20 protein-coding genes are annotated in these 25910 nt (G+C 64.8%); 12 read left to right on the top strand and 8 right to left on the bottom strand.

What is annotated here, in order from left to right; all coding sequences use genetic code 11:
• Positions 1–55: 55 nt before the first annotated feature.
• Both glmS and PD284_RS15510 read left to right on the top strand, forming a co-directional pair.
• Complete coding sequence (glmS, locus tag PD284_RS15515) at positions 56–1879, top strand: glutamine--fructose-6-phosphate transaminase (isomerizing) (RefSeq protein ID WP_274629078.1); 1824 nt, start codon at positions 56–58, stop codon at positions 1877–1879.
• A gap of 112 nt (positions 1880–1991) precedes the next feature.
• Positions 1992–2663, top strand: a complete 672-nt coding sequence (locus PD284_RS15510) for a DUF502 domain-containing protein (protein ID WP_274629077.1) — start codon at positions 1992–1994, stop codon at positions 2661–2663.
• Between the two features lie 6 nt (positions 2664–2669).
• On the opposite strand, the gene recG is transcribed toward PD284_RS15510, so the two are convergent.
• On the bottom strand, positions 2670–4778 hold the full coding sequence (gene recG, locus PD284_RS15505) for an ATP-dependent DNA helicase RecG (RefSeq protein WP_274629076.1): 2109 nt from the start codon (positions 4776–4778) through the stop codon (positions 2670–2672).
• A gap of 153 nt (positions 4779–4931) precedes the next feature.
• Here recG and PD284_RS15500 point away from each other — a divergent pair, with 153 nt between their 5' ends.
• Both PD284_RS15500 and mfd read left to right on the top strand, forming a co-directional pair.
• A complete protein-coding gene (locus PD284_RS15500; protein ID WP_274629075.1) occupies positions 4932–5219 on the top strand; it encodes an FAD assembly factor SdhE in 288 nt (95 codons plus the stop codon).
• A 10-nt stretch (positions 5220–5229) separates the two neighbouring features.
• Positions 5230–8727 carry a transcription-repair coupling factor gene (gene mfd / locus PD284_RS15495; RefSeq protein ID WP_274629074.1) on the top strand — a complete coding sequence of 1166 codons (3498 nt, stop codon included), beginning with the start codon at positions 5230–5232 and terminating at the stop codon, positions 8725–8727.
• Between the two features lie 28 nt (positions 8728–8755).
• On the opposite strand, the gene PD284_RS15490 is transcribed toward mfd, so the two are convergent.
• From PD284_RS15490 to PD284_RS15465, 6 genes are all read right to left on the bottom strand, one after another.
• Entirely contained in the window at positions 8756–9661 is a 906-nt protein-coding gene (locus PD284_RS15490) for a CehA/McbA family metallohydrolase (RefSeq protein WP_274629073.1), read from the bottom strand.
• A 3-nt stretch (positions 9662–9664) separates the two neighbouring features.
• Positions 9665–11458: an ABC transporter ATP-binding protein gene (locus PD284_RS15485; protein WP_274629072.1), complete on the bottom strand. Its 1794-nt coding sequence runs from the start codon at positions 11456–11458 to the stop codon at positions 9665–9667.
• A 66-nt stretch (positions 11459–11524) separates the two neighbouring features.
• A complete protein-coding gene (locus PD284_RS15480) occupies positions 11525–13078 on the bottom strand; it encodes an ABC transporter substrate-binding protein (protein WP_274629071.1) in 1554 nt (517 codons plus the stop codon).
• Between the two features lie 110 nt (positions 13079–13188).
• On the bottom strand, positions 13189–14094 hold the full coding sequence (locus tag PD284_RS15475; protein ID WP_274629070.1) for an ABC transporter permease: 906 nt from the start codon (positions 14092–14094) through the stop codon (positions 13189–13191).
• A complete protein-coding gene (locus PD284_RS15470) occupies positions 14091–15014 on the bottom strand; it encodes an ABC transporter permease (protein ID WP_274629069.1) in 924 nt (307 codons plus the stop codon). The genes PD284_RS15475 and PD284_RS15470 overlap by 4 nt, the downstream gene beginning before the upstream one ends.
• Positions 15007–15876: a metallophosphoesterase family protein gene (locus tag PD284_RS15465; RefSeq protein WP_274629068.1), complete on the bottom strand. Its 870-nt coding sequence runs from the start codon at positions 15874–15876 to the stop codon at positions 15007–15009. The genes PD284_RS15470 and PD284_RS15465 overlap by 8 nt, the downstream gene beginning before the upstream one ends.
• Before the next feature lie 136 nt (positions 15877–16012).
• Between PD284_RS15465 and PD284_RS15460 the strand changes: the two genes are divergently transcribed.
• The 6 genes from PD284_RS15460 to PD284_RS15435 all read left to right on the top strand — a co-directional run bounded on the left by PD284_RS15460 (position 16013) and on the right by PD284_RS15435 (position 21490).
• A complete protein-coding gene (locus PD284_RS15460; RefSeq protein ID WP_274629067.1) occupies positions 16013–16744 on the top strand; it encodes an HAD-IIA family hydrolase in 732 nt (243 codons plus the stop codon).
• 39 nt (positions 16745–16783) lie between these two features.
• Entirely contained in the window at positions 16784–17665 is an 882-nt protein-coding gene (locus tag PD284_RS15455) for a MurR/RpiR family transcriptional regulator (RefSeq protein WP_274629066.1), read from the top strand.
• 276 nt (positions 17666–17941) lie between these two features.
• Positions 17942–18472, top strand: coding sequence for a dihydrofolate reductase family protein (locus PD284_RS15450; protein ID WP_274629065.1), 531 nt, complete (start codon positions 17942–17944; stop codon positions 18470–18472).
• 301 nt (positions 18473–18773) lie between these two features.
• Complete coding sequence (locus PD284_RS15445) at positions 18774–19625, top strand: D-amino-acid transaminase (RefSeq protein ID WP_274629064.1); 852 nt, start codon at positions 18774–18776, stop codon at positions 19623–19625.
• A gap of 30 nt (positions 19626–19655) precedes the next feature.
• Positions 19656–20693, top strand: a complete 1038-nt coding sequence (locus PD284_RS15440; protein ID WP_274629063.1) for a DmpA family aminopeptidase — start codon at positions 19656–19658, stop codon at positions 20691–20693.
• Positions 20690–21490 (top strand): M55 family metallopeptidase, encoded by an 801-nt coding sequence (locus tag PD284_RS15435; protein ID WP_274629062.1) that lies wholly within the window; start codon positions 20690–20692, stop codon positions 21488–21490. Before PD284_RS15440 ends, PD284_RS15435 begins: the two co-directional genes overlap by 4 nt.
• Here PD284_RS15435 and PD284_RS15430 read toward each other — a convergent pair whose 3' ends face one another.
• Complete coding sequence (locus tag PD284_RS15430; protein WP_338036687.1) at positions 21491–22432, bottom strand: LysR family transcriptional regulator; 942 nt, start codon at positions 22430–22432, stop codon at positions 21491–21493.
• A gap of 185 nt (positions 22433–22617) precedes the next feature.
• Here PD284_RS15430 and PD284_RS15425 point away from each other — a divergent pair, with 185 nt between their 5' ends.
• A complete protein-coding gene (locus PD284_RS15425; protein ID WP_274629060.1) occupies positions 22618–24243 on the top strand; it encodes an amidohydrolase in 1626 nt (541 codons plus the stop codon).
• Positions 24244–24300: 57 nt separating this feature from the next.
• Positions 24301–25893: an ABC transporter substrate-binding protein gene (locus PD284_RS15420; RefSeq protein WP_274629059.1), complete on the top strand. Its 1593-nt coding sequence runs from the start codon at positions 24301–24303 to the stop codon at positions 25891–25893.
• The last annotated feature ends 17 nt before the right edge of the window (positions 25894–25910 follow it).

Raw genomic sequence — 25910 nt, 5'->3', positions numbered from 1 at the left:
TGGCGACTGGGCCTAGAAGCCGCCCGTAGATCTGCCGGATTCGAGAGGAAATTGCATGTGTGGGATAGTCGGTATCGTCGGGCATTCGCCGGTGGCGCCGCTGATTGTGGATGCGCTCAAGCGGCTCGAGTATCGCGGCTATGATTCGGCAGGCGTGGCGACCATCGAGCACGGCAATCTGGCGCGACGCAGGGCAGAGGGCAAGCTCATCAACCTCGAGCGTCGCCTGAACGCGGAGCCACTCGACGGCACTATCGGTATCGGACACACGCGCTGGGCGACGCACGGCGTTCCCAACGAGACGAACGCGCATCCGCATTTCTCGAACGACGTGGCCATCGTCCACAACGGCATTATCGAGAACTTTGCCGAACTGCGCACCGAACTTGAGAAGGACGGCTACGAGTTCGCCTCGCAGACGGATACGGAAGTCGTGGCGCATCTCGTTTCCCGCGAACTGCGGCGCGGCGCGCGACCTGTCGATGCCGCCCATCGGTCGCTGAAGCGCCTGCAGGGCGCGTTTGCGCTCGCCATCATGTTCCGCGGCGACGACGACCTGATCGTCGGTGCCCGCAACGGCCCGCCGCTCGCTGTCGGGCATGGCGAGGGCGAGATGTTCCTGGGTTCCGACGCGATTGCGCTGGCGCCGTTCACCAACTCGATCACCTATCTTGAGGACGGCGACTGGGCTGTGGTGCGCCGCAACCAGATCCAGATCTTCGACATGGCCGGCGAGCCGGTCGAGCGCAAGCGTCAGCAGTCGATCGGCACGAGCTTCCTGGTCGACAAGGGCAATCACCGGCACTTCATGGAGAAGGAGATCCATGAGCAGCCGGAGGTGATCTCGCATACGCTCGCGCACTATGTCGACTTCACCAAGGGCGTTTCCAAGCCGCTCGACCTGCCGTTCGACTTCGCAACGCTCGATCGCCTGGCGATCTCGGCTTGCGGAACGGCCTACCTCGCCGGTCTGGTCAGCAAGTACTGGTTCGAGCGCTACGCACGGCTGCCGGTCGACATCGATATCGCCTCGGAGTTCCGCTACCGCGAGATGCCACTCAGCAAGCAAAGCGCTGCGCTGTTCATCTCGCAGTCGGGCGAGACCGCCGATACGCTGGCCTCGCTGCGCTACTGCCGCAAGGAAGGCGTGCCCATCGGCGCGGTGGTGAACGTGCGCGAATCGACCATCGCGCGCGAATCCGACGTCACCCTGCCGACTCTGGCCGGCCCGGAGATCGGCGTCGCGTCGACCAAGGCGTTCACCTGCCAGCTTTCGGTCCTGGCCTCGCTCGCGGTACGCGCCGCGGTGGCGCGGGGCACGGTCACGGCCGACGAAGAGAAGGCGCTGGTGCGCCAGCTGTCGGAGGCGCCCCGCTTCGCCAGCCAGGTGCTGAAGCTGGAGGAGCAGATCGAGAAGGTGGCGCGCGAGCTGTCGCAGGTGCGCCACGTGCTCTATCTCGGCCGCGACACCAGCTTCCCGCTCGCCATGGAAGGCGCGCTAAAACTCAAGGAAATCTCGTACATACACGCCGAAGGTTATGCAGCAGGCGAGCTGAAGCATGGCCCCATCGCGCTGATCGACGAGAGCATGCCGGTCATCGTGATCGCGCCGCACGACCGCATTTTCGAAAAGACCGTCTCCAACATGCAGGAGGTCGCAGCGCGCGGCGGCAAGATCATCCTGATCACCGACCGCAAGGGGGCGGCCAACGCGACCGTGAAGACGATGGAGACGATCGTACTGCCGGATGTGCCGGAACTGATCGCGCCGATCATCTACGCTTTGCCCATCCAGATGCTGGCCTACTATACGGCGGTGTTCATGGGCACCGACGTCGACCAGCCGCGAAACCTCGCGAAGTCGGTGACCGTCGAATAGCGCCAGGGTGCTCCGACTTATTTGATTGTCCAAACCTCGTGACGCTGCTCTATTGGAGTGCAGCGCACAATCTCGGGCAAACATGTCGGACATCAGCCAAAAAGCCTCTGCAATGATGCGGCTCAGGAACTACTTCCTGACCGGCATCATCGTGACCGCGCCTTTGGCGATCACCGCCTACCTGGTCTGGTCGGTCGTGGGCTGGATCGATTCCTGGGTGAAGCCCTACATCCCGGCCCGCTATAATCCGGAAAACTACCTGCAGTTCTCCGTGCCCGGCTTCGGCCTGATCGTCGCCCTAGTAATGATCACGCTGATCGGGTTCATCACGGCGAGTTTCGTCGGCCGCGCCATCGTCGGTCTTGGCGAGCGCTTGCTCAACCGCATGCCGCTGGTGCGGAACGTCTACGGCGGGCTGAAGCAGATTTTCGAGACCGTGCTCGCCAACCGTTCCGACCTCTTCAAGGAGGTGGCGCTGTTCGAGTATCCGCGCAAGGGCGCATGGTCGATCGTCTTCATCGCCAAGCAGCAGGAATCGGAAATCAACCGCGCGCTGGCGATGGAGCACAGCCGCACCGTCGCCGTGTTCCGTCCGATTACCCCCAACGTCACCACCGGCTATTTGCTCTATGTTGACGAGAAGGACCTGATCCGACTCGACATGAGCATCGAGGACGCCGCGAAGCTGCTGATCTCCGCTGGCCTGGTGGGGCCGGAGATTGAGGCGAAGGTGCAGGCGTTGGCCGAGGCAGCACTGAGAGGACGCCGCAAGGCGGCAGAGTAGTGCGGTTCAGCCTGCCCGCAAGAGCCGCACCGCCTCGTCGCGTCCGAACAGATAGAGCAGCAGCCGCACCGCTTGTCCGCGCTCATCCTGCAGGTCCGGATCGCGCGTGAGCAGCAGCCGCGCGTCGTCGCGGGCGACCTCCAGAAGATCCGCATGGCTTTCGATGCGGGCCACCTGGAAACCCGGCGTGCCCGACTGCCGCGTGCCCAGAAGCTCGCCTTCGCCGCGCAGCTTGAGATCCTCCTCGGCGATGACGAAGCCATCTTCCGTATCGCGCATGACCGAGAGGCGGCGCTTGGCCGTCTCTCCGAGCGGGTCCTTAAAGAGGAGCACGCATGTCGACGCGCGATCGCCGCGGCCGACACGGCCGCGCAGTTGGTGGAGCTGGGCGAGGCCGAACCGTTCCGCATGCTCGATCACGATGATGGTGGCGTCCGGAACGTCGACGCCGACCTCGATGACTGTCGTCGCGATCAGCACGCGGGTCTCGCCGGACTTGAAGGCGCGCATCGCCTCGTCCTTCTCGGCGCCCTTCATGCGCCCGTGGACGAGGCCGATTGCCGATCCAAAGACAGGTTTCAATGAATTGAAACGGTCCTCCGCGGACATCAGCTTGATCTCCTCCGATTCTTCCACGAGCGGGCAGATCCAGTAGATTTTTTGCCCCTCCGAGACCGCCTTGTGCATCCGGTCGACCAGTTCGTCGAAGCGCTCTAGCGGCAAGGTGACGGTCTTGATCGGTTGCCGGCCGGCCGGCTTTTCTGTCAGGCGGGAGACGTCCATATCGCCGAAAGCAGTGAGGACGAGCGTGCGAGGGATCGGCGTCGCCGTCATGACAAGCATGTCCGGCGCGTTGCCCTTGGCCGTGATGGCGAGGCGCTGGTGCACGCCGAAGCGGTGCTGCTCGTCGACGATGGCGAGCACGAGGTCGCGATAGGCCACGGCTTCCTGGAAGAGTGCGTGGGTGCCCACCACCAGATGGATCGCGCCGCTCGCAAGGCCCTCGAGAACCTCTGCCCGTTCGCGTCCCTTCTCCCGGCCGGTGAGGATCGCCGCGCGCATGCCGGCGCGCTCGGCCAGTGGAGCGATAGTGGCGAGGTGCTGCCGGGCAAGGATCTCAGTCGGCGCCATGAGAGCCGCCTGGCCGCCAGCTTCCACGGCGCGGGCGGCGGCCAGCAGCGCAACGACGGTCTTGCCTGAGCCAACGTCGCCCTGCAGCAGGCGCAGCATGCGCTCGGGCTCGGCCAGATCGGCATTGATCTCGGCGAGCGCCTGTTCCTGGGAGGCTGTGAGCGAATAGGGGAGCGCGCGACGGACTGCGTCTTCGATCCGGCCGTCGCCAGTGAGAGGGCGGCCCGAAAGTCGGCGGGTATTCGCCCGGACCAGCGCGAGCGAGACCTGGCCGGCGAGGAATTCGTCATAGGCGAGCCTTCGCCATGCCACACCCTCGGCGGACAGATCCAAGGGGTCGGCGGGATTGTGCAAGCGCTGCAACGCCTGCGCGAAGGATGGAAACGTGTGGCGGCGCGCAATCGACGGGTCCATCCATTCCGGCATCGCGGGAACCCGGGCCAACGCCTGGCCGATCGCGCGCCGGAGGATTTTGGCGGAGAGCCCTGCCGTCAGAGGATAGACGGGCTCGACGAGCGGTAGGCTGGCCGCATCCTCGAGACGCGCGATGTGGTCGGGATGGACCATGCTCGGCCTGCCGTTGAACCATTCCATGCGGCCGCTGACGACCACCCATTCGCCTTCCGGCAGCGACTTTTCGAGATAGGCCGCGTGGGCGTGGAAGAAGGTCAGCGCGAGTTCGCCGGTGTCGTCGTGCACGTAGACGCGGTAGGGGACCGAGCGATTTCCCCGCGGCGGCGGCTGGTGGCGGTCGACGCGCACCTCCAGCGTGACGATTGCGCCCTCGGCCGCGTGCGCGATGCCGGGTCGATGGCGGCGGTCGATCACCGAGTGCGGCAGCGTGAAAATCAGGTCGCCGACACGCGCGGCGCGGTCGCCGAGGTCGGCGGGCACGACGTTCTCGATCAGTTTGGCCACCTTGGGGCCGACGCCGTCGAGCGAGGTGATGGGCGCGAACAGCGGATCGAGGAGGGGCGGGCGCATCTCACCTACGCTCCCTGCTGGAAGGGGTTGTGGACGGGCAGAGCGAGAGGTGGAGCGCGTACATGGCGAGGACATTAGGCGGATGCACCCCGCATGCAAGCATGACTCGGGCGTCTATCCACGCTATAGGCGCGCACCTGAAGAGAGGCGAAGATGACAGGCACAACACGTTCGAGCGATGGGCTGGACATCCGGCGGCGCAAGGTCCTCTTCCGCTCCTGGCATCGCGGCATGCGCGAGCTGGACCTGGTGCTGGGCACCTTCGCGGATGCGACGATCGACGGCTTGACCGACGCTGAAATCGACCAATATGAGCATCTTCTGGATATTCCCGACACCGACCTTCTGGCCTGGGTCACCGGCGAACGGCAAATCCCGGCCGAACACAACACACCGCTCTTCGAGCGCATACTCGCGTTCCGAAGGGCGATGACATTCTGAACGTGACCCGATGAGCCTGACGAAAACGATCGGCCTGCCGAAGGGCAGGGCCGGGCTGTTCACCCTAGACGGCGTAGCCGACGGCTACGAAGCGTTCGCGCTGGCCCAGATCTCGAAGGAGATCGCAGCAGACCGGCCGATGATCTTCGTCGCGCGCGACGGACAGAAGCTGCCCCAACTTATCGAGGCCCTCGCCTTCGTTGCGCCGGACCTGCCCGTGCTCGACTTTCCAGCCTGGGACTGTCTACCCTATGACCGGGTCTCGCCCGGCGCCGACGCCGCCGCGAGGCGGCTCGATGCGCTCGGCGCGATGATCGCCCTAGCCAGGGCGCCGCACCGCGCGCTTGTGCTGACGACAGCTAACGCACTATTGCAACGCATCCCGCCGGCCGAGATCATCGACGCGCAGACCTTCCGCGCTAAGCCCGGCAACCAGATCGACATGAAAGCGCTGACCGCGCGGCTGGAAAGCGCCGGTTTTGACCGGGTGTCGACGGTGCGCGACATCGGCGAGTTCGCCGTGCGCGGCGGCATACTGGATCTATTCGCGCCGGGAACGCCGGAGGCGCTGCGGCTCGACTTCTTCGGCGACACGCTGGAATCGATCCGGGCCTTTGACGTCGCAACCCAGCGTACGACCGGGCAGCGCAGCACGATGACGCTCCAGGCGATGAGCGAAGTGGCGCTGACGCCGGAGACGATCAGCCGCTTCCGCCGCGCCTATATCGAGACATTCGGCGCGCCGTCGCGCGACGACGCGCTCTATGCTGCCGTGTCGGAGGGACGTCGCTTCTCGGGCATGGAGCACTGGCTGCCGCTGTTCTACGAACGGCTCGACACCATCTTCGACTATGTGGCTGACGCTCCCGTCGTGTTTGATCACCTGGCGCACGAGGCGCTGACGGAGCGCCACGCACTGATCCTCGACCACTACGAGGCCCGCAGGAAGCAGGGCGACAGCGCCCTGAAGGATGCGGTGCCCTACAAGCCCATCCCGCCTGACCGGCTCTACCTTTCGCCGGAAGACGTGGCGAAGGCGATCGGCGAGCGCACCGGCATAGATCTCACGCCGTTCGACGCCCCTGAGGTGACGGGCCGCAAGGTACTGCACGGCGGATCGAGGGCGGGGCGCAGCTTCGAGCAGGAGCGCGCGGACCCCAACGCAAACGTCTTCGATGCCGTCGTGAAACACGTCGCCGACGAACGCGCGGCGAAACGCAAGGTGGTGATCGCCGGCTGGACGGAAGGTTCGCTCGATCGCCTCGGCCAGATCCTCGGCGAGCATCACCTCGGCAACCTCGCCAAGGTGACGACACTCGCAGACGTCGAGCGGCTGAAAGACGGGCAGGCCGGTCTCGCGGTGCTGCCGATGGAGGCCGGATTTGAAACGGACGGGTTGGTCGTCGTCGCGGAGCAGGACGTGCTCGGCGACCGCCTCGTTCGCCGCAAGAAGCGCAAACGCGCGGCGGATTTCATCGCAGAGGTGGCCTCGCTGTCGGCCAACGACATCGTCGTGCATTCTGATCACGGCATCGGCCGCTTCATCGGCCTCAAGACGATCGAGGCGGCGGGCGCGCCGCACGATTGCCTGGAGATCCACTACGCGGGAGACGGACGGCTCTTCCTTCCGGTTGAGAACATCGAACTCCTGTCGCGCTACGGGTCCGACTCTGCGGAAGCGACGCTCGACAAGCTCGGCGGCGGCGCATGGCAGTCGCGCAAGGCGAAGCTCAAGCGCCGCCTGCTCGAGATGGCCGGTCAGCTGATCAATCTCGCCGCGGAACGCCAGATGCGGCCGGCTCCGGAAATCAACCCGCCGGACGGGCTCTATGGCGAGTTCGCCGCGCGCTTCCCCTACGACGAGACGGACGATCAGCAGAGCGCCATCGACGCGGTGCTGGACGACCTCTCGCTCGGCAAGCCGATGGACAGGCTGATCTGCGGCGACGTCGGCTTCGGCAAGACCGAGGTGGCGTTGCGCGCCGCGTTCGTCGCTGCAATGGAAGGGTTCCAGGTCGCGGTGGTGGTGCCGACTACGCTGCTTGCCCGGCAGCATTTCAAGACGTTCTCGCAGCGCTTTTCCGGCCTGCCGGTTACCGTCCGCCAGGCCTCGCGGCTGGTCGGTTCCAAGGAACTGGCCGAGACCAAGAAGGGCATCACGGACGGCACCGTCGACGTTGTCGTCGGCACGCACGCGCTGCTGGGCTCCTCGATCACTTTCAAGAACCTCGGCCTACTGATCATCGACGAGGAGCAGCATTTTGGGGTCAAGCACAAGGAGCGGCTGAAGGAGCTGAAGAGCGACGTGCACGTGCTGACGCTCTCGGCGACGCCGATTCCGCGCACGCTGCAGCTGGCGCTGACGGGGGTTCGTGAGCTGTCGCTGATCGCGACGCCGCCCGTCGACCGTATGGCGGTAAGGACCTTCATCTCGCCCTTCGATCCGCTGGTGATCCGCGAGACCCTGCTGCGCGAGCGCTATCGCGGCGGCCAGAGTTTTTATGTCGTTCCGCGCATCTCCGATCTCGCCGAGATCAAGGATTTTCTCCACGAGCAGGTGCCTGAGCTGAAGGTCGGCATCGCCAACGGGCAGATGCCGCCGGGCGAGCTCGACGACATCATGAACGCCTTCTACGACGGCCAGTACGACGTGCTGCTGTCGACGACCATCGTGGAGTCCGGCCTCGATATCCCGACTGCGAATACGATGATCGTGCACCGCGCCGACATGTTCGGCCTTGCCCAGCTTTACCAGCTGCGCGGCAGGGTGGGGCGCTCCAAAGTGCGTGCGTATTCGCTGTTCACCCTGCCGGCGAACAAGCAGCTCACCGACACCGCCGAACGCCGGCTGAAGGTGCTGCAGTCGCTCGACACGCTCGGCGCGGGCTTCCAGCTCGCCAGCCACGACCTCGACATACGTGGCGCCGGCAACCTGCTCGGCGAGGAGCAGTCCGGCCACATCAAGGAGGTCGGCTTCGAGCTCTACCAGCAGATGCTCGAAGAGGCGGTCGCTGAGATCAAGGGCACGGGCGAGGTTTCGGACGGCGATTGGTCGCCGCAGATCTCGGTCGGCACTGCCGTGATGATCCCGGAAGGCTACGTGCCCGACCTGCAGCTCAGGCTGGCGCTCTATCGCCGCCTGGGCGAACTGGAGACCCCGGAAGAGATCGACGCCTTCGGGGCCGAGCTGATCGACCGATTCGGCCCGCTGCCGGAAGAGGTGAAGCACCTGCTAAAGATCGTCTTCATCAAGGCGCTGTGCCGCAAGGCCAATGTCGAGAAGCTCGACGCCGGACCGAAGGGCGTCGTAATCCAGTTCCGCAAGCGCGAGTTCTCCAATCCGGTTGGTCTCGTCCGCTACATCGGCGAGCAGGGAAGCCTGGCGAAGATCAGGCCCGACCAGAGCGTGGTGTTCATCCGCGACTGGCCGACGCCCGACAAGCGGCTGGCAGGCTCGGCCGTTGTGATGACGCAACTGGCGCGCCTCGTGGAGAAGGCAGCGGCGTAGGCGGCTGTCAGCCGCCAGATGCCCTCGGTCACAAATATTCCGGTTGGCTCCAGGCTCGCTTGCCGTCGGCGGCGGTGACCACCATGCGGCACCAGGAGCCCGCGAATTTGGAGAGGTCGAGCGTGGCGGTGGTGATGGCCTCGCCATGGACGACTTCAGAGGCGGAAGCACGGCCGGCAAGCGAGATCGAACGGGCGGGCGTGGTCTCGACGTGGAGCTTGTCCCCGTCGCGCTCCACCGACAGGATTTCCGGGCCCTGGCTGGCGTAGTAGTGACCGGCCTTGAGCGCCGCGAGCAGGGCTTCCGGCGTCAGTTCCTCGGCCTTGACCTGCACCCAGCCCCCGAAAGCGCCGTCAGCCTTGAAGTGCGCATCGTCGGCGGCAAAGCCGGTGAGCTTACGGCCCGCGTTCAGGAGATGGTCGAACATCACCACACCATCCGGGCGCGCCGACAGCAGTTCGCAGGTGTGGTTGTAGATCTCCACCGCGTGGGCGGCGTCGATCGACAGCCCGTCCTCGGTATTGAGCCCGTACCATTGCGGATGGGCGATGCCGACGAATGCGCCTGCCTCGGCTGCCCGCCGAGCCAGCTGCGGGCCGGTCTCGGACGCGCTCGTGGCAGCGAAATCGAGCGGCAGGCCGACCGCCAGGATGTGCCAAAGCTCACCCAGATGCGTGTTCGGCGCATGCAGCTCGGCGCCGATGATCGTGGTGAACGTCTCGTCGCGGAACGGACGCGTATCGGTCAGCGGAAAATCGAAGTTTTGCAGGAAATGGTCGGAGAGACAGAGGAAGTCATAGCCGGCCGCCTTGTAGCGCCCGCAGACGTCCTGCGGCTCCAGCCCGCCGTCCGATCGGTTGGAATGGGTGTGCAGATTGCCGCGGTAGAATTTTCCCGGCGCGGCGAAGGTGGCGAGCATGGTGTCTCCTGTCATGCGTCAGTTCATCAGGACGAAATGGTCCGGGCCGACCTGGTCGTAGACCGGGGCCTCGAAGGCGTGGCCGACCGGACGGATGGGTGAAGGAAGCTGGCCTGCCGGCAGTGCGGCGGTGCGGCGCCTGGACGGGTCTGGACTGGGGACGGCCGACAGCAGCGTCCTTGTATAGTCATGCCGCGGATCGCCGAAGACGGTGGCCCTAGGGCCGATCTCGACGATCCGCCCCAGGCACATCACGGCGACGCGGTGGCTCATGCGCTCGACGACGGCCATGTCGTGCGAGATGAAGAGATAGGAAAGCCCCAGCTCCTCCTGCAGCTCGATCATCAGGTTGACGACCTGCGCCTGTATCGACACGTCGAGTGCCGAAACCGGCTCGTCGGCGATGATGATCTTGGGCGAAAGCGTCAGCGCCCGGGCAATGCAGAGCCGCTGGCGCTGGCCGCCGGAGAACTCGTGCGGGTAGCGCTCCAGCTGCTCTTCGGTCAGGCCTACGCGCTGGATCAGCGAGACCACGCGATCGCGCAGGGCAGAGCCGGTTGAGATTCCGTGGATGACCAGCGGTTCGGCCACCTGCTCGAAGGCGGTCAGGCGCGGGTCGAGCGCCGCATAGGGATCCTGAAAGATGATCTGCATGTCGCGGCGTCTGGCCCGGAGCCTGTCCTTGGTCAGGGTCAGCACGTCTTCGCCCTCGAGCTCGACGGCGCCGGAATTGGGCTCGACCAATCTGAGGATCGAGCGGCCGGTGGTGGACTTGCCGCAACCCGATTCGCCCACCAGCGAGAGAGTTTCGCCCTTGCCGAGGGTGAACGAGACGCCATCGACGGCATGGACATTGGCGACGTGCCGCTTGAACGCCCCCGTACGCACGGGAAAACGCGTCGTCAGGTCACGCACGGTAAGCAGCGGTTCTCTTTTTGCCCTGGTCTCCGAATCCGGCGTCTCGTCGCCGAAGCGGCGCGGACCGGCAAACGGCTTCATGCTGCCGAGCCTGGGCACGGCGGCCAGCAGCCTTCTGGTGTAGGACTCTGATGGAGCCGCGAACAGCGCGGCCGTGGTGTTCTCCTCGACCTTGCGGCCGTGATGCATGACCACGACCCGGTCGGCGATCTCGGCGACCACGCCCATGTCGTGGGTGATGAAGAGGACAGCCATCTCCGAAGCGTCCGCCAGCTCGCGCAGCAGATCGAGAATCTGCGCCTGGATGGTGACGTCGAGTGCGGTCGTCGGCTCGTCGGCGATCAGCAGGCGCGGCTCGCAGGCGAGCGCCATGGCGATGACAACGCGCTGGCGCATGCCGCCCGACAGCTCGTGAGGATACTGGGCAAAGCGCCGTTCCGGTTCGGGAATGCGCACGCGCCTGAGCAGATCGACCGCCCTATGTGCTGCCTCCGCGGCATCGACCCGGCGATGCTGGCGGATCACTTCGGCGATCTGTTCGCCGACGGTGAACACCGGATTGAGGCTTGTCATCGGCTCCTGGAAGATCATAGCGATCTCGTCGCCGCGGATCTGCTGAATTGACTTTCCGGACAATTGCGTCAGGTCGCAGTCGGAGCCGTCGCGACGCCGGAAGCGGATGGCGCCGGCGTCGATGCTCCCGCCATTGAACGCGGTCAGGCCGAGCATGGACATCGCCGTCACCGACTTGCCGGAGCCCGACTCCCCGACGACGGCGACGCATTCACCCGCGGCCACGGTGAAGGAGAGGTCGTCGACGGCAACGAACTGGCCGCGCTCGGTCGCAAAGCTGATGCGCAGGTTCTCGACGCTGAGCAGCATGGGGGCGGTCATGGCGGTTTCCTGGAAAAGGGTAGAGCGCGGCCGCCGGCGATAGCGCTCGCCGACGGCCTGGCTGGATCAGTCGGCGACGGCGACGTTGCCGGCGCGGAAGTCGAGCACGTAGGGGATGTGGCCGGGCAGGGGCTTCCACTCGACGCTCTTGCTGAGGCCGTACGATTCGTATGGCTGGTAGAGCAGCACGAACGGCGCCTCTTCCTTCACATAGGCCATGATCTCGGCATAGGCGGCCTTGCGCTCCGCGACGTCAGTCGAGAAACGGAAGCGCTCCCACATCGCGGTGTATTCTTCGCTGGGCTTCCACGAACCGCTGGTGATGCGGGCGCCGGTCGGGCTCCACATCGTACCGTAGGAACCGGCCGGATCGGCGAAATACATCGGGTTCGACCAGTTGCGGGTTTCCATGTCGGCGTCGTTGCCGGTCCACTTGGGATCGACGTTGAGGTTCAGCTCGACGCCGATCGCGGCCCACATCTCCTTGATCGCCTGGGCGGCGAGCAGGCCGTTGGTGTAGTAGACCGCGTCGGTGTCGAAGCGGATCGGCTTGCCGTCGTAGCTCGACTCGGCGAGCAGGGCCTTGGCCTTCTCCAGGTCGTATTCGAACGTTTTCAGTTCGGGCGTGTAGAGCTCGCCATACTGCGGATAGGTATGGGTCGAGGGAACAACGGCCTTGCCCAGCCAAAGCGCCTCGTTGAGCAGGTCGCGGTCGATGGCGTGGCTGAGCGCCTGACGGAGCTTCTTGTCGGCCAGGCGCGGGTTCTCGGTGTTGAAGAACACCAGATGGAAGAGCGGGGTGACGTTGCCCTCGACCTTGAGCGCGGGATTGGCTTCGATCGTTGCCAGCTGATCCGGCGCCACGTTGGTGATGATGTCGACTTCGCCATTGGCCAGCGCGGTCAGGCGCGTCGCCATCTCGCCGATGCGGCGCAGTTCGACGCGGTCGAGCGGGGCAGCCTCGCCGTAGTGCTCGGCGAACTTCTCGTAGACGACCGTCTCGCCCGGCTGGAAAGCGCTGATGCGGTACGGCCCGGTCCCGACGGGCTTCAGGCCGAAGGCTTCAAAGTCGGATACATCGGCGACCTGCGGGTCGCCGGTCAGGCCCATCACATAGGCCTTGGGGATGATGTAGCCCTGCTGCGCGTTGAGCAGGATCTCGAACAGCGGCTCGGGCTTGAAGGTGGTGAAGCGAACCGTCGCGGTGTCGATCGCCTCGACCTTTTCGAAGTTGGAGAAGAACTGCTTCTTGATCGAGCCGAACTCGGGCGTGACTTCGTCGATGATGCGCTGGAAGGTGAACACCACGTCGTCGGCAGTCATGGTGCTGCCATCGTGGAACTTGACGCCTTCGCGCAGCGTCACGACCATTTCGGTGGGAGAGGTCTGCTCCCACTTGGTGGCAAGCCCGGGCGAGAAGGTCGGAGTGGGCTGCGAATAGTCCTTCTGGATCAGCGGGTCGAAGGCATTGACCTGCACCTGCGAACCGGAGTTCGAGTGATCCTTGCCGGGATCGACATAGGCGGGCAGGTTCTGCGTCCCGACGACCAGGTCGGCGGCCATGGCCGAGGTCGACGCCAGGAGTGTTGCCGCGAGCGACAAGAGCAGTTTCGATTTCATGCCAGAGGTCCTTTTGCTTGCAGAGTCATCCCGTCCGGCCGGAAGGGAGGGACCGGCCGAGCGCTGGATAGGTGAAGTTCGGGGAGCCGGCGGCCGGGCCGCCGGGGGTGTTACTTGAGCTTGACGTCGAGCGCGTCGCGCAGCCAGTCGCCGATCAGCAGCACCAGGAGCGAAACGAACATGATGGTCAGCGACGGCACCACGGCGATCCAGGGGCTCGAGGCGAGATAGTCGCGTCCCAGCCCGACCATCGAGCCGAGCGTCGCAGTCGGCGGCTGTACCCCCAGGCCCAGGAAGGACAGCGAGGATTCGAGCAGGATCACCGCCGAGAAGGTCATCGTCCACACGACGATGATCGGCGAGGCGGCGTTGGGCAGCACATGCCTGAGCAGGATGCGGCTGTGCGAGGCGCCCGCCGCGATCGCCGCTTCCACGAAGGGTTGGCGCGACAGCGAGAGCACCTGCGCCCGGACGATGCGGGCATAGACTTCCCACCCGGACACGCCGATCACCAGGATGAGTACTGGCAGCGAGTTGCCGAAGATGGCGATGACGAGGAGCGCGATCAGCGTGAAGGGCACCGCGATCTGGATGTCGACCAGCGCCATGATGGCGCTGCCCAGCCTGCCACGGGCGTAGCCGGCGATGACGCCGAGGGTGACGCCGATCACCAGGCTGATGAGGCTGCCGACCAAGGCGATCAGCATGGTGAGTTGCAGCCCGTGAAGCGTGCGCGAGAGAAGGTCGCGGCCCAATTGGTCGGTGCCCAGCGGATGCGCCGGCATCGCCCGGTCGAAACCGACTGGCGGGCGCAGCCGCGCCAGGAGCGTCTGCGCGTCGGGATGAAACGGCGCCAGCAGCGGCCCGAGTACGGTCAACAGCAACACCACGGCGAAGAGTGCGAGATAGATGCGGCTCGGGGTGTTCGCCTTCTGCCAGAGCCGGGCGATACCGGTGGCGCGGCGCGGGCGGGAGCGCCCCTCGAGGCGCGGCATAGGATAGACGATATCGGTCATGATGCTGTCACCTTCACGCGGGGATCGATAAGGGCGTAGAGCAGGTCGACGATCAGCGAGACGGTCACCACCAGCGCGGCGATGAGGATCACTCCGAACTGCAGCACCGGATAGTCGCGGCCGATGGCGGCGAACACGACGAGGTCGCCGATGCCCTTTGTCGAGAACACGGCCTCCACCACGACGCAGCGCGCGACCATGCCGGCCACCTGGAGTCCGATGATCGTCACCACGGGGATGGCCGCGTTGCGCAGCGCATGCTTGCCGATGACCAAACGCTCGGGCAGCCCCTTGGCGCGCGCCGTGCGCAGATAGTCCTGGCCCATCACGTCCAGCAGGGCATTGCGGGAAAAGCGGATGATTTCTGCCAGCATCGGCGCCGCCAGCACGATCGCCGGCATCAAGAGATGCAGCGGCGTCGCCGAACCGGAACTCGGCAGCCAGTGCAGGTTGAACGAGAACACCAGGATCATGACGATGGCGAGCACGAAATTCGGCGTCGCATAGCCAAGGAAGGCCACGCCCATGATCGCCGCGCCGACGGCGTTCTTGCGCTGCAGGGCCGCGGCGACGCCAAGCGGCAGCCCGACGGCGACCGACAGCACCAGCGCGTAGGCAAACAGTTCCAGCGTATTGGGCAGGCGCTCGGCATAGATCTCGGTGACCGGGCGGCGCTCGAAGAGGCTCAGCCCCATGTCGCCTTGAAAGAGCCCGGCGATGAAATTGCCGAACTGCACCAGCATTGGCTGGTCCAGGCCGAAGCGGGCGACGATCGCCGCCTTGGTCTCGAGGTCGATGCCCGGCGGCAGCAGATAGTCCATCGCATTGCCGGAGAGGCGGGTGGCGAAGAACACGGCCGCCACGACCACCAGCAGCGTCGCTGCGGCGCCGAGGATGCGTCTGGCGAGGAAATCAAGCACCGGCTGGCTCCAGCTCCGGAGCTGCGGACGGCGCCTCCAGTCTATCCAGCGGGCGCATCCAGGGACGCATACCCGAGGCGCGGAACGGGAGCCTCGCATGGAACGGGTCCTCGCCATGCACGGTGATCGCGAACTGGCCGTTGCCGATTTCGAGGTCGGCATAAGCGCCGGCCGGTTCGGGCATGGTCGTGAAGCGCTCGCTCATCGACTGAACGGTGACGTGCTGGATTCCGCGGACGTTGGTCACGGTGTTCCAATGCACATGGCCGGAGAGCCACAGCGCGGCGCGCCCGGTGGCCTCGACCGCCTCTCGCACCTGCGCGTGATCAGGATAGCTCGAGTGAAGGGGGCTGCGCTGGAAGTAGTAGTTGCCGATCTGGGAGTGCCCGGACAGCGGCACATGGGTGGCGATGATGGCCGGGCGCTCATCCTCCATCAGCGCATCGACCAGCCAGCCGAGGGCCGGGGCGGCGGCCGGAAAACCGGTCTGCCGGCTGAGCTGGACGCCGGGCTGCCATACCAGCAGGCGCGTTTCGCCGAGGTCCACGACCCGGCTCTGCATGGACTGTCCGAAAATGGCCTCGTTGTCCGCCAACGAAAGGTTGGCGACGTCGTGATTGCCCATCACATGAACGCGCGGGCCGTCATAGCCGGCAAAGACCGCCGCCACTTCCGAGGCGACGCGATAGTCGTCCTCGTGAGTGGTGTCGGAGATGTGGTCGCCCAGGTCGAGCACCAGATCGACCTTCTCGGCCTTGGCTCGATCGAGGAACCGCTCCAACAACGGCAGCCCGTCCCAGCCCGGCTTCTTGGTGTGGGACTGCGGTCCGTGATGGATGTCGGTAATGATGGCGATCTTCATGGCGGCCCTGACGGAAACGTTGTTCGCCGAGGGGTAGCGCCGCTCTGTGACACTATGATGAAAACATCTCAACAACAATCTCGTTGACATTGAGCTTGTCTCAATTCAGGTATCGGCGCCCGAAGAGGATACCGCCTTGCTTGAATCTGACCTCGATGCCGACGGCTATCTCATTGATCTGGACGGAACGCTGATCGCGGGCCGGACTGTGCTCCCGGATGCAACGTGGCTGCTTGAGCAGGTGCGCGGCCGGTTCGTCATCGTCTCGAATAACGCCGAGCATACGCCCGACCAGTTGGCCCGCACGCTGCTCGGCATGGGCCTGGCCATCGACAAGGATCAACTGCTGCTGGCCGGCACGGCGGCCATCGACACCATTGCCGCCGAGTATCCGGGGGCGTCCGTTCTGCTGTTGGGAAGCGCATCGCTGCGCACCTATGCGCGTCGCAGAGGCCTTCGCATCGAAGTGCAGGGTGCGGACATCGTGCTCGTTGCCCGAGATCGCCATTTTTCCTATGCGAGACTGGCCGCCGCCGCCGAGGCGCTCAGCGACGGCGCTCAGCTCTTCGTGGCTGCGCCCGATCGCAACCACCCGGGCGCCAATGGCGAGCCGGTGCCGGAAACTGGCGCACTGGCGGCGGCGATCCTCGCCTGCGTGGGGCCGATTCCGTACCGGGTGATCGGAAAGCCTGAGCCGGCGCTGTTCGAGATGGGCTGCGCCCGGCTGGGGATCGCTGCCCGGGACGCTCTCATGATTGGCGACAATCCGGAGACCGGCGGGCTGGGATCGAGGAGGATCGGCATGCGGTTTCTGCGGGTGGAACGCGGAGAGATACGCAGAGCGCGACTCCTGCAGGTTGCGGTTTGAAGCCGGACCGCTGAGCACGGCAGAGTGGAGGGCGCAAAGATGGTTGCGGATCGCGAGAAGACTGACACGGGGCAGGGCGTTGCAGGCGTGCTGGACAGGATCCGGGCGATCCGTCGCGATCTCCCGCCGACGGCCGGCCGCATAGCCGATTTCATAACCGATCACGCTGCCGAGGTCGTCCACATGTCGGTAACGGAAGTCGCCGAGCGGGCGGAAGCGAGCGAGGGGAGCGTCATCGGGCTATGTCAGTTGCTCGGAGCGCGGGGATTCCAGCAGATCAAGATCTCGCTTGCGCGCGACCTGGTGCAGCCGGTCCAGTTCATCCACGAGGACCTGGCCCCCGACGACGACACGGCGACGGTGATCGAAAAGATCTTCCGCTCCGACCTACAGGCGCTGCAGGACACGCAGAAGGCGCTGGACGTTCGGGCCGTGGCGCAGGCGGTAGAGGCGATCCGTAAGGCGCGCCGTGTCGAAGTGTTCGGCATCGGCAGCGCCGCCACCATCGCCGAGGACATGAATTATCGCCTGCTGCGCATCGGCATCGAATCCCGGGCGAGCGTCGACAGCCATGTCCAGGCGATCACCGCGTCGCTGGCCGATCCGTCGGTGGCGGTGATCACCATTTCCCATTCCGGCAGCACGGTCGAGACGCTGACCGCAACGCGGCTGGCCAAGGCGGCTGGCGCCACCACCATCGCCATCACCAATTTCGGCAAGTCGCCGCTTCTGGCCCATGTCGACATTGTGCTCAACACACTGGCGAGGGAAACCCAGTTCCGAACCGAGGCGATGACGAGCCGCATCGCCCAGCTCGCTATCGTCGACGCCCTGATCGCCTGCCTCGCGCTCGCCGACTACGAGCGCTCGGTCGCCACCATCGGCAAGACCTTCGAGGTGCTTTCCGCAAAGCGGGTGTGAGCCGGCCTGGGTAGCTTCCTCTTCCGGGACTCGAACAGCGGGCAAGGCGCGCGGATTCACCGAAACAATGGGCCTTTGCATGCACACCGCCGCTCGTATTGTCCCGCCCAGTCGCGTCAGCTGGTGGCTAGCGATAGGCAACTGTTTGCGCGTGACGGGCCGGAAGGAGGACTTCTGGTGATCGGTCACGGCGGCAGGTGGGCGGGCCGATTGTAGCCCGCTTCATTTCCCCATACCTTCGGCAGCTTCGATGAGGTAGCGAGAAGAAGATCCCACATGGCGAAGCTCGTCTATTTATTGAATCAGTCGCTGGACGGCTATGTCGACCACATGGCATTTGCGCCGGATGCTGCGCTTTTTCGTCATTTCATCGACGACGTGCGCGGCTTGGCCGGCAGTGTATACGGTCGCCGCATGTACGAGGTGATGCGGTATTGGGACGAAGATCGCCCCGAGTGGGACGAGGCACAACGTGACTACGCGGTGGCGTGGCGGAGCCAACCGAAGTGGGTCGTGTCGCGCTCGTTGAAGTCGGTTGGCCCGAACGCCACCCTGGTCAAGGATGATGTGGAGGCGGCGATACGCGGGCTGAAAGCTCAGCTCGATGGGAAGATTGAAGTTTCCGGACCAGAGTTGGCGGGCGGTTTGACCGACCTGGGCCTTGTCGACGAGTATCAGTTGTACCTCCATCCCTTTGTGCTCGGCGGCGGCAAGCCATACTTCGCCGGGCCGCGCCCCCCGCTGCGCCTCGTGGCGAGCGATCGCATCGGCAAAGACGTGATCAGGTTGACCTACGTCCCAGCATAGCCCCCGCGATGGTTGACGGGCCGATGAAGAGGAGCTGGGATCGGCGATCGCCGTCTTCGATCCTTGCCATGCTTGCGTGATCCCAAAGCTGCCCGCCCACAGGCGGTCCAACCTGGAACCTGGGTGCCGAACGTCTGCCCTCCGCGCAACGTCATATCCCAACATTTCTTCGATCAGCTGCCTATGCGAAGCGGCGTTTCCATTAGGCCTTTTTTGCATGGCCTTTTGCCGAAATTGAATTGGTCACCTGCGGGGTGTTCCTCCAATTGTAGCGGTCCGGACCGATCGCGGTGAGGATGGAATGGCACGAACTGTATTCATCCATGGTCGTTTTCTCCCGGAGGAGGAAGCCCGGATTGGCTTGTTCGATCGCGGCTTTCTGTTCGGCGACGCGGTGTACGAAGTGACGGCGGTGATCGCAGGGCGGATGATCGACAATGATTTGCACCTTGCCAGGCTGGAACGCTCACTCAGAGAACTTCACATCCCGGTTCCCCATCCTCGCGCCGAGATCGAGGCGGTTCAGGCGAAACTGATTGCCCTCAACGGACTCACGGACGGCACCGTCTACCTGCAAGTCTCACGCGGAGAAGCCGACCGTGACTTTCTCTATCCCGAAACGATCACGCCAAGACTGGTCGGCTTCACGCAGGCCAAAACGCTGACAGGCACCAGGGCGCAGCGCGAAGGCATCACGGTAGATCTCGCGGACGATCCACGATGGCATCGCCGCGACATTAAAACGTCAATGCTGCTCGGGCAGATCATGGCCAAGCATGCGGCCCGCGGCCGCGGCTTCGATGATGTCTGGTTGGTCGAGGCAGGGCTTGTCACCGAAGGCGCGTCCTCGACCGCCCACATCATCACCGCCGACGGGCGCATTCTCACCCGCGCCGCCTCGCAGGCGACCTTGGCGGGTTGTACCCAGCGCGCGATTGCCCGCCTCTGTGAGACCGAAGGGCTACATCTCGAGGAGCGGGCTTTCACGCCGGAAGAAGCGCAGGAATCGGCAGAAGCGTTCCAGACCTCGGCATCGAGCCTCGTCATGCCGGTCGTGCGCATCGGCAGCAGGGTGATCGGCGACGGCAAGCCAGGCCCGAGAACGCGACGCCTGCAGTCTCTTTATCTGGAAGCGGCGGGGGTGCCGTCCTAGTGAAGGCGGGATCATCCGGAGCAAATGAAAATGAAGACGGCTCGCGAACTGGGACTGATGCCCAAAAGCCGGCTTACGGTGGGGCCGGATAACGCGATCACTGACGTGCCCGGGGTTTCGGTCGGCCATCGGTCGCTGCATGCCGATGGCATTTTCACGGGCGTGACGGCGATAGTTCCGCATCCCGGTGATCTTTTCCGGCTGAAACCACGCGCGGCCGTCGAGGTGATCAACGGTTTCGGCAAGTCGGCCGGGCTGATGCAGGTGGCCGAACTCGGCACCATCGAGACGCCGATCCTGCTCACCAACACTTTCGGAGTGGCAGCCTGCACTGAAGCGCTGATCCGCCGCGCGATTGCCGACAATCCTGCGATCGGGCGCGAAACCTCAACCGTCAATCCGCTCGTGTGCGAATGCAACGACGGCCGTATCAACGACATTCAGGCCCTGGCGGTGACTGCAAGCGATGCCATGGCCGCGCTGGATTCGGCACGGCCCGGATCGGTCGAGCAGGGTGCGGTGGGCGCCGGATCCGGCATGACCGCCTTCGGCTTCAAGGCCGGCATCGGCACCGCCTCGCGGCTGATGCGCATCGGCAAGCGCGATTTTGCGCTCGGCACGCTGGTGCTCGCCAATTTTGGCGCGGCGGGCGATCTCGTCCTGCCGGACGGCCGCCGACCCCATCCGCGGGTGCCTGCCAGCCCCGAGCGCGGCTCCGTCATCGTCGTCATGGCGACGGACCTACCCTTGAGCGACCGCCAGTTGCAGCGGGTCGCGCGGCGAGGAGGCGCAGGCCTTGCCCGGCTCGGCGCGTTCTGGGGACATGGCAGCGGCGATGTCGTCCTCTGCTTCACCACCGCCGATCCGGTCGAGCACGACCCGGTCGCGGCGTTCGCCACGCAGCGACGGCTTGCCGACGACCATATCGACATCGCCTTTCGCGCGGCTGCCGAGTCGACGCAGGAAGCGGTCCTGAACGCGCTCTGCATGGCCCGCCCGACGCCGGCTCGCAATGGCCGCATCTACCCCTGTCTTGCCGACTGGTTGAAGGAAAACCCGATCCCATGAAAGTCTTCATCTCCGCCGATATCGAAGGCACAGCCGGCATCGCCCATTGGGACGAGGCCGAGCGCACGCATCCCGACTGGGCCGAGTTTCGCGCCCTGATGACTTCGGAGGTCGTGGCTGCCTGTGAAGGCGCGCGCGCCGCCGGCGCGACGGAAGTGGTGATCAAGGATGCCCACGACAGTGGCCGCAACCTGATCCTCGACCGCTTGCCCGACTATGCGCGGATCGTGCGCGGCTGGTCCGGCCATCCGGACGCCATGATGTTCGGTCTGGACGAAGGTTTCGCTGCGGCAATCTATACTGGCTATCATTCCAAGGCGGGCAGCGAGGCCAATCCGCTCGCCCACACCTCAAATATGCGCATCTCGCGGCTGCTGCTCAATGGCGAGGTCGCGTCCGAATTCACCGTCAATGCGCTGTGCGCGGCAGGCTACGGCGTGCCTTCCGTCTTCGTTGCCGGCGACGACGGCATCTGCGCGGAAGCGCGGGCGATGGTGCCGGGCCTTGCGGCGGTGGAGACTCTCGACGGCAAGGGTCGCGCGTCGACGTCCATCTCGCCCGCCTGGTCGCGACGCCTGATCCGCGAAGGGGTCGCAGCGGCGCTTTCCGGCGATTTCGCGCAGGCGTTGCCCGCCGAGGCGGATCACTACGAAGTGGTGATCGAGTTCAACAACCCGACCGATGCCTACCGCGCAGGCTGGTATCCCGGCGCCCGCGCACACGGTCCCCGTGCAGTCGCCTTCGAACATAAGGAATTTGCCGAGATCCTGCGGGCGCTGGTGTTCCTCAAGGTCTGATCAGGCGGCTGCGCGTTCGAGGAGTTGCCGCGCTGTGCGCCAAAGGTCCTCGACCTCCCGATTGCGGCTTGCGGCATGGCGATAGAGGCGGATCTCGAGGTCGAGGTTCCACCCCGCGTCCTCGGATGCGGGCACGAGACGGCCTGCCTCCATTTCGTCGCGCGCCAGGCTTTCCGGCAGCCAGCAAACACCTGCGCCAGTCACCGCCATATTCATTTGCCCGGCGCTGATCGTGTTTTCGTGCGTCGTACGGCGCCGAAAGGGCGGACGGCGCAGGAAAAGGCGCGACAGCGCGACCCCGAAAAAGGAATTGAAGCCGTAGCTTAGGCAGGGGATGGCAAGCCGGGGTTGGGTAATGGCGCGATCGATCAGGTTGCGTCCTGGTTGTGCGACGCCAGACAGCACGATCTCCGGCGAAACCAACGGAATCAGGCGGTCATGGGCAACGGTCAGCGAGGCAAACTGCCCGCGGTCAAGGAGGAACGGCACTTCCGGATGGGCGTAGGTCAGGAAGAAATCCGCCTCGTCGTTGACGAGCGCGTCGAGGTTGGCCTCGATGCCGCCGCGGTCAGGTATGAGCGAGGTGCTGAACGCGCCGCCCGCCTTTTCCAGCGCCTTTACCCAGCGCGGGAAAAAAGTGACCGTCAACGTATGCAGTGCGGCAAAACGGATAAGCCCGGGTTCGTGCGACGGACGCAATGCCTCGCGCGCAGCATAGAAGGTTCGGATCGCCTCCTGCGCTACAGGAAGGAAATTGCGTCCCGCGGACGTGAGTTCGGCCGGCATGGTCGCGCGGCTGATGAGCGTCGCGCCGAGCCAGCTTTCCAGTTGCTTGATCCTTCGGCTGAATGCCGGCTGCGTGACGTTGCGCAAATCGGCGGCCCGCGAAAAACTGGACGTGTCGGCCAGCGTCACGAAGTCCTCAAGCCACTTGATCTCCACTACCGGCTCCCCCACCCGATCCCGTTCTTCCGAGAAAATGATCATAAGTCACTCAATAGAAATAGATATGCCGATTTTGCATGGGGTGTTGCCAAAAGCGAATTAGCCAAGCCAGCCGCAACCTTTCACGTTGCGATTGCAGAACATAGGCGTGGGTTCGCCGTCGCCTACAGGAGGAGCTGTGAATGGCATTGCGGATCGAAGCCGATCTCATCCTGCACAATGGCCGCATCTGGCGCGGCCGGGAGGAGGGCGTCTGCGAAGCAGTTGCCGTATGGCAGGGCAAGGTTCTCGCAACCGGCAGCAATGACGACGTAATGAACCTGAAGGGCAGGGCGACCGAGGTCATCGATCTGGGAGGCCGCTTTGCCACCCCCGGCCTCATCGACAACCACCTGCATCTGATTGCGACCGGCATCGCCATGGGCTTTGTCGATGCGACGCCTGCGGCCGCGCCGACGCTTGCCGTCCTGGTCAAGAGAATCTCCGACCGTGCTGCGACAACGCCGAGGGACAGTTGGGTTCGCGCCCGCGGCTATGATCAGGTCAAGCTCGACACAGGCCGGCATCCGACCCGCGACGATCTCGACCGCGCGGCGCCCGACCACCCGGTCCTGTTGACACGGGCCTGCGGCCATGTCTCGATCGCCAATTCGCGGGCGCTGGCGCTTGCCGGCATCACCGAGGCGACGCCCGTGCCGGATGGCGGCGTGATCGGCGTCACGGACGGCCGGCTGAACGGCCTCCTTGCGGAAAACGCCCAGAACCTCGTCAAGGCCGCCATGCCCGAGGCGACGACCGAGGAACTGATCGACGGCATCGAGCGTGGGGGCAAGCACCTTCTGGGCTTCGGCATCACGAGTTGCATGGATGCGGCCGTCGGCCATGTCGCCGGCTTTTCCGAAATCCAGGCCTATGAGATGGCCAAGCTTGCCGGCCGGCTGCCAGTGCGTGTCTGGCTGACATTGCTTGGCGATCCCGGTGTTTCCATTGTCGAAGAGTGTTGGCGCGCGGGGCTGCTGTCGGGCTCCGGGGACGACATGCTGCGGGTCGGCGGCGTAAAAGTCTTCCTCGATGGCTCGGCCGGCGGGCGCACCGCCTGGATGACGAAGCCGTACGAGGGCGAGCCAGACAATATCGGCGTGCAGATGCTGCCTGATGAAACGGTCGAGGCGGTCGTCAGGGATTGCCATGACCGGGGTTACCAGATGGTCTGCCACGCCATCGGCGATGGGGCGATCGAACAGCTCATCACTGCCTACGAGAAGGCTCTGGCCGCCAATCCTGATCCCGACCGCCGCCACCGCATCGAGCATTGCGGTTTCTCCACCCCGCAGCAGCATGAGCGCATGAAGGCCGCTGGCATCCTGCCGGCGCCGCAGATGGCGTTCATCCACGATTTCGGCGACAGCTATATTTCCGTGCTCGGGGAGGCGCGCGGCAAGCCGTCCTACCCGATCGGCACCTGGGCGCGCCTCGGCCTGAAGCCGTCGACCGGCTCGGATTCTCCGGTCTGCTCGCCCGATCCGTTCCCGAACCTGCACGCCATGATCACGCGCCAAACCGGCAAGGGCACGGTGATGGAGGCATCCGAAAAGCTGAGCCGCGAGGAGGCGCTGCAGGCCTATACCGAATACGGCGCCTGGTCCCAGAAGGCCGAAGCGGTGAAGGGCCGGCTCGTGCCCGGCCAATGGGCGGACATCGCCGTATTCGACAACGACCTGTTGGAGGCCCCGACCGATACCATTCTCTCAGGCACGCGCTGCCTGCTGACCCTGCTTGCAGGCCGCGTCGTGCACGATGCGCGCTGAACGCCTGCCGGACTGAATTCGAAGCGAGGCCGAAAACGGCACGAGAGGGAGAACGAAATGCTGAAAAGACTGACACTGGCCGCAATGCTCAGCCTCGGCGTGGCTACCGGGGCGCTGGCCGCGGGTGAACGCCACGGCGGAACGCTCGTTTTCACAGCCCCCTACGGCTCGAGTTTCGCGACGCTCGACGTCCAATCCAGCCCCAACACGCAGGAAGAGTTCATCACCCAGGCTATCCACCGCGCGCTCTACAGCTGGGATTCGATCCAGAACAAACCGGTGCTGGAGCTTGCGACCTCGGAGGACGTCTCCGACGACGGCACCGTTCACACCTATCACCTGCGCAAGAACGCCGTCTTCCACAACGGCAAGCCGCTGACGGCGGACGACTTCATCTACAGCTATAAGCGGATCGCCAATCCGAAGAACGCCTTTCCGGGCGCCAGCTATGTCGCCAATATCAAGGGCGCGGACGACTACATCGCCGGCAAGGCGGACGAAATTGCCGGCCTCAAGAAGATCGACGACCACACGCTGGAGATCACCTATACCGGCCCGATCAACCCTGGCTTCCCTCTGATGCAGAACACGACGGTCATCTATCCGTCGAATGTGGAGGATGAGTCCAGTTTCGCGAAGAATCCCGTCGGTCTCGGCGCCTTCGTCTTCAAGGAGCATGTTCCGGGTTCGCAGGTCGTGGTCGAAAAGTTCGACAAGTACTACGAGGAAGGCAAGCCGTATCTCGATCGCATCAACGTCGTGCTGATGGCTGAAGACGCCGCGCGCGACGTCGCCTTCCGCAACAAGGAGATCGACGTCTCGGTCCTGGGTCCCACCCAGTACCAGGCATATCAGGGCGAGGAGGTGTTGAAAGACCACCTGCTCGAGGTTGCCGAGGTCTATACCCGCAACATCGGCTTCAACCCCGCCTTCGAACCCTTCAAGGACAAGCGAGTCCGCCAGGCGATCAACCACGCCATCAACGCGCCGCTGATCATCGAGCGCCTCGTCAAGAACAAGGCCTATCCGGCCTCCGGCTGGCTGCCGATCTCCTCGCCGGCCTTCGACAAGGACAAGGCGGGCTATGCCTTCGATCCGGAAAAGGCCAAGGCGCTGCTGGCGGAAGCCGGCTATGCCGAAGGTTTCGAATTCGAAGTGACGGCGAGCCCGAACGAAAGCTGGGGCGTGCCGATCGTGGAAGCCATCCTGCCGATGCTGAAGAAGGTCGGCATCACCGTGAAGCCGAAGCCGGTCGAAAGCTCCGCGCTCGGCGAGGCGGTGACGACAAACAACTTCCAGGCCTTCATCTGGTCGAACCTGTCCGGTCCGGATCCGCTGAACGCCCTGCGCTGCTACTACTCCAAGACGCAGCAATCGGCCTGCAACTACACGAGCTATGCGAGCCCGGAATTCGACAAGCTCTATGAGGCCGCCAAGCAGGAGCGTGACCCGGCCAAGCAGACCGATCTTCTGCGTCAGGCCAACAACATCGTGCAGGACGACGCGCCGGTCTGGTTCTTCAACTACAACAAGGCCGTCATGGCATATCAGCCGTGGATCCACGGCCTCGTTCCGAACGCGACGGAACTGGCGGTCCAGCCGTATGACGAGATCTGGATCGACGAGAACGCTCCCGACTCGCGCAAATAAGCCTTGAGGGGTTCGGG

The sequence above is a fragment of the Mesorhizobium shangrilense genome, assembly GCF_028826155.1.
Lineage (GTDB): Bacteria > Pseudomonadota > Alphaproteobacteria > Rhizobiales > Rhizobiaceae > Arvimicrobium > Arvimicrobium flavum.
The sequence above is the reverse complement of the archived record's forward strand: the minus strand, read 5'-3'. Positions and strand labels throughout refer to the sequence as shown.

Coding starts and splice junctions, on each gene's coding strand:
- glmS (WP_274629078.1), top strand. CDS start 56: ATGTGTGGGATAGTCGGTATCGTCGGGCATTCGCCGGTGGCGCCGCTG.
- PD284_RS15510 (WP_274629077.1), top strand. CDS start 1,992: ATGATGCGGCTCAGGAACTACTTCCTGACCGGCATCATCGTGACCGCG.
- recG (WP_274629076.1), bottom strand. CDS start 4,778: ATGCGCCCGCCCCTCCTCGATCCGCTGTTCGCGCCCATCACCTCGCTC.
- PD284_RS15500 (WP_274629075.1), top strand. CDS start 4,932: ATGACAGGCACAACACGTTCGAGCGATGGGCTGGACATCCGGCGGCGC.
- mfd (WP_274629074.1), top strand. CDS start 5,230: ATGAGCCTGACGAAAACGATCGGCCTGCCGAAGGGCAGGGCCGGGCTG.
- PD284_RS15490 (WP_274629073.1), bottom strand. CDS start 9,661: ATGACAGGAGACACCATGCTCGCCACCTTCGCCGCGCCGGGAAAATTC.
- PD284_RS15485 (WP_274629072.1), bottom strand. CDS start 11,458: ATGACCGCCCCCATGCTGCTCAGCGTCGAGAACCTGCGCATCAGCTTT.
- PD284_RS15480 (WP_274629071.1), bottom strand. CDS start 13,078: ATGAAATCGAAACTGCTCTTGTCGCTCGCGGCAACACTCCTGGCGTCG.
- PD284_RS15475 (WP_274629070.1), bottom strand. CDS start 14,094: ATGACCGATATCGTCTATCCTATGCCGCGCCTCGAGGGGCGCTCCCGC.
- PD284_RS15465 (WP_274629068.1), bottom strand. CDS start 15,876: ATGAAGATCGCCATCATTACCGACATCCATCACGGACCGCAGTCCCAC.
- PD284_RS15455 (WP_274629066.1), top strand. CDS start 16,784: ATGGTTGCGGATCGCGAGAAGACTGACACGGGGCAGGGCGTTGCAGGC.
- PD284_RS15450 (WP_274629065.1), top strand. CDS start 17,942: ATGGCGAAGCTCGTCTATTTATTGAATCAGTCGCTGGACGGCTATGTC.
- PD284_RS15445 (WP_274629064.1), top strand. CDS start 18,774: ATGGCACGAACTGTATTCATCCATGGTCGTTTTCTCCCGGAGGAGGAA.
- PD284_RS15440 (WP_274629063.1), top strand. CDS start 19,656: ATGAAGACGGCTCGCGAACTGGGACTGATGCCCAAAAGCCGGCTTACG.
- PD284_RS15435 (WP_274629062.1), top strand. CDS start 20,690: ATGAAAGTCTTCATCTCCGCCGATATCGAAGGCACAGCCGGCATCGCC.
- PD284_RS15425 (WP_274629060.1), top strand. CDS start 22,618: ATGGCATTGCGGATCGAAGCCGATCTCATCCTGCACAATGGCCGCATC.
- PD284_RS15420 (WP_274629059.1), top strand. CDS start 24,301: ATGCTGAAAAGACTGACACTGGCCGCAATGCTCAGCCTCGGCGTGGCT.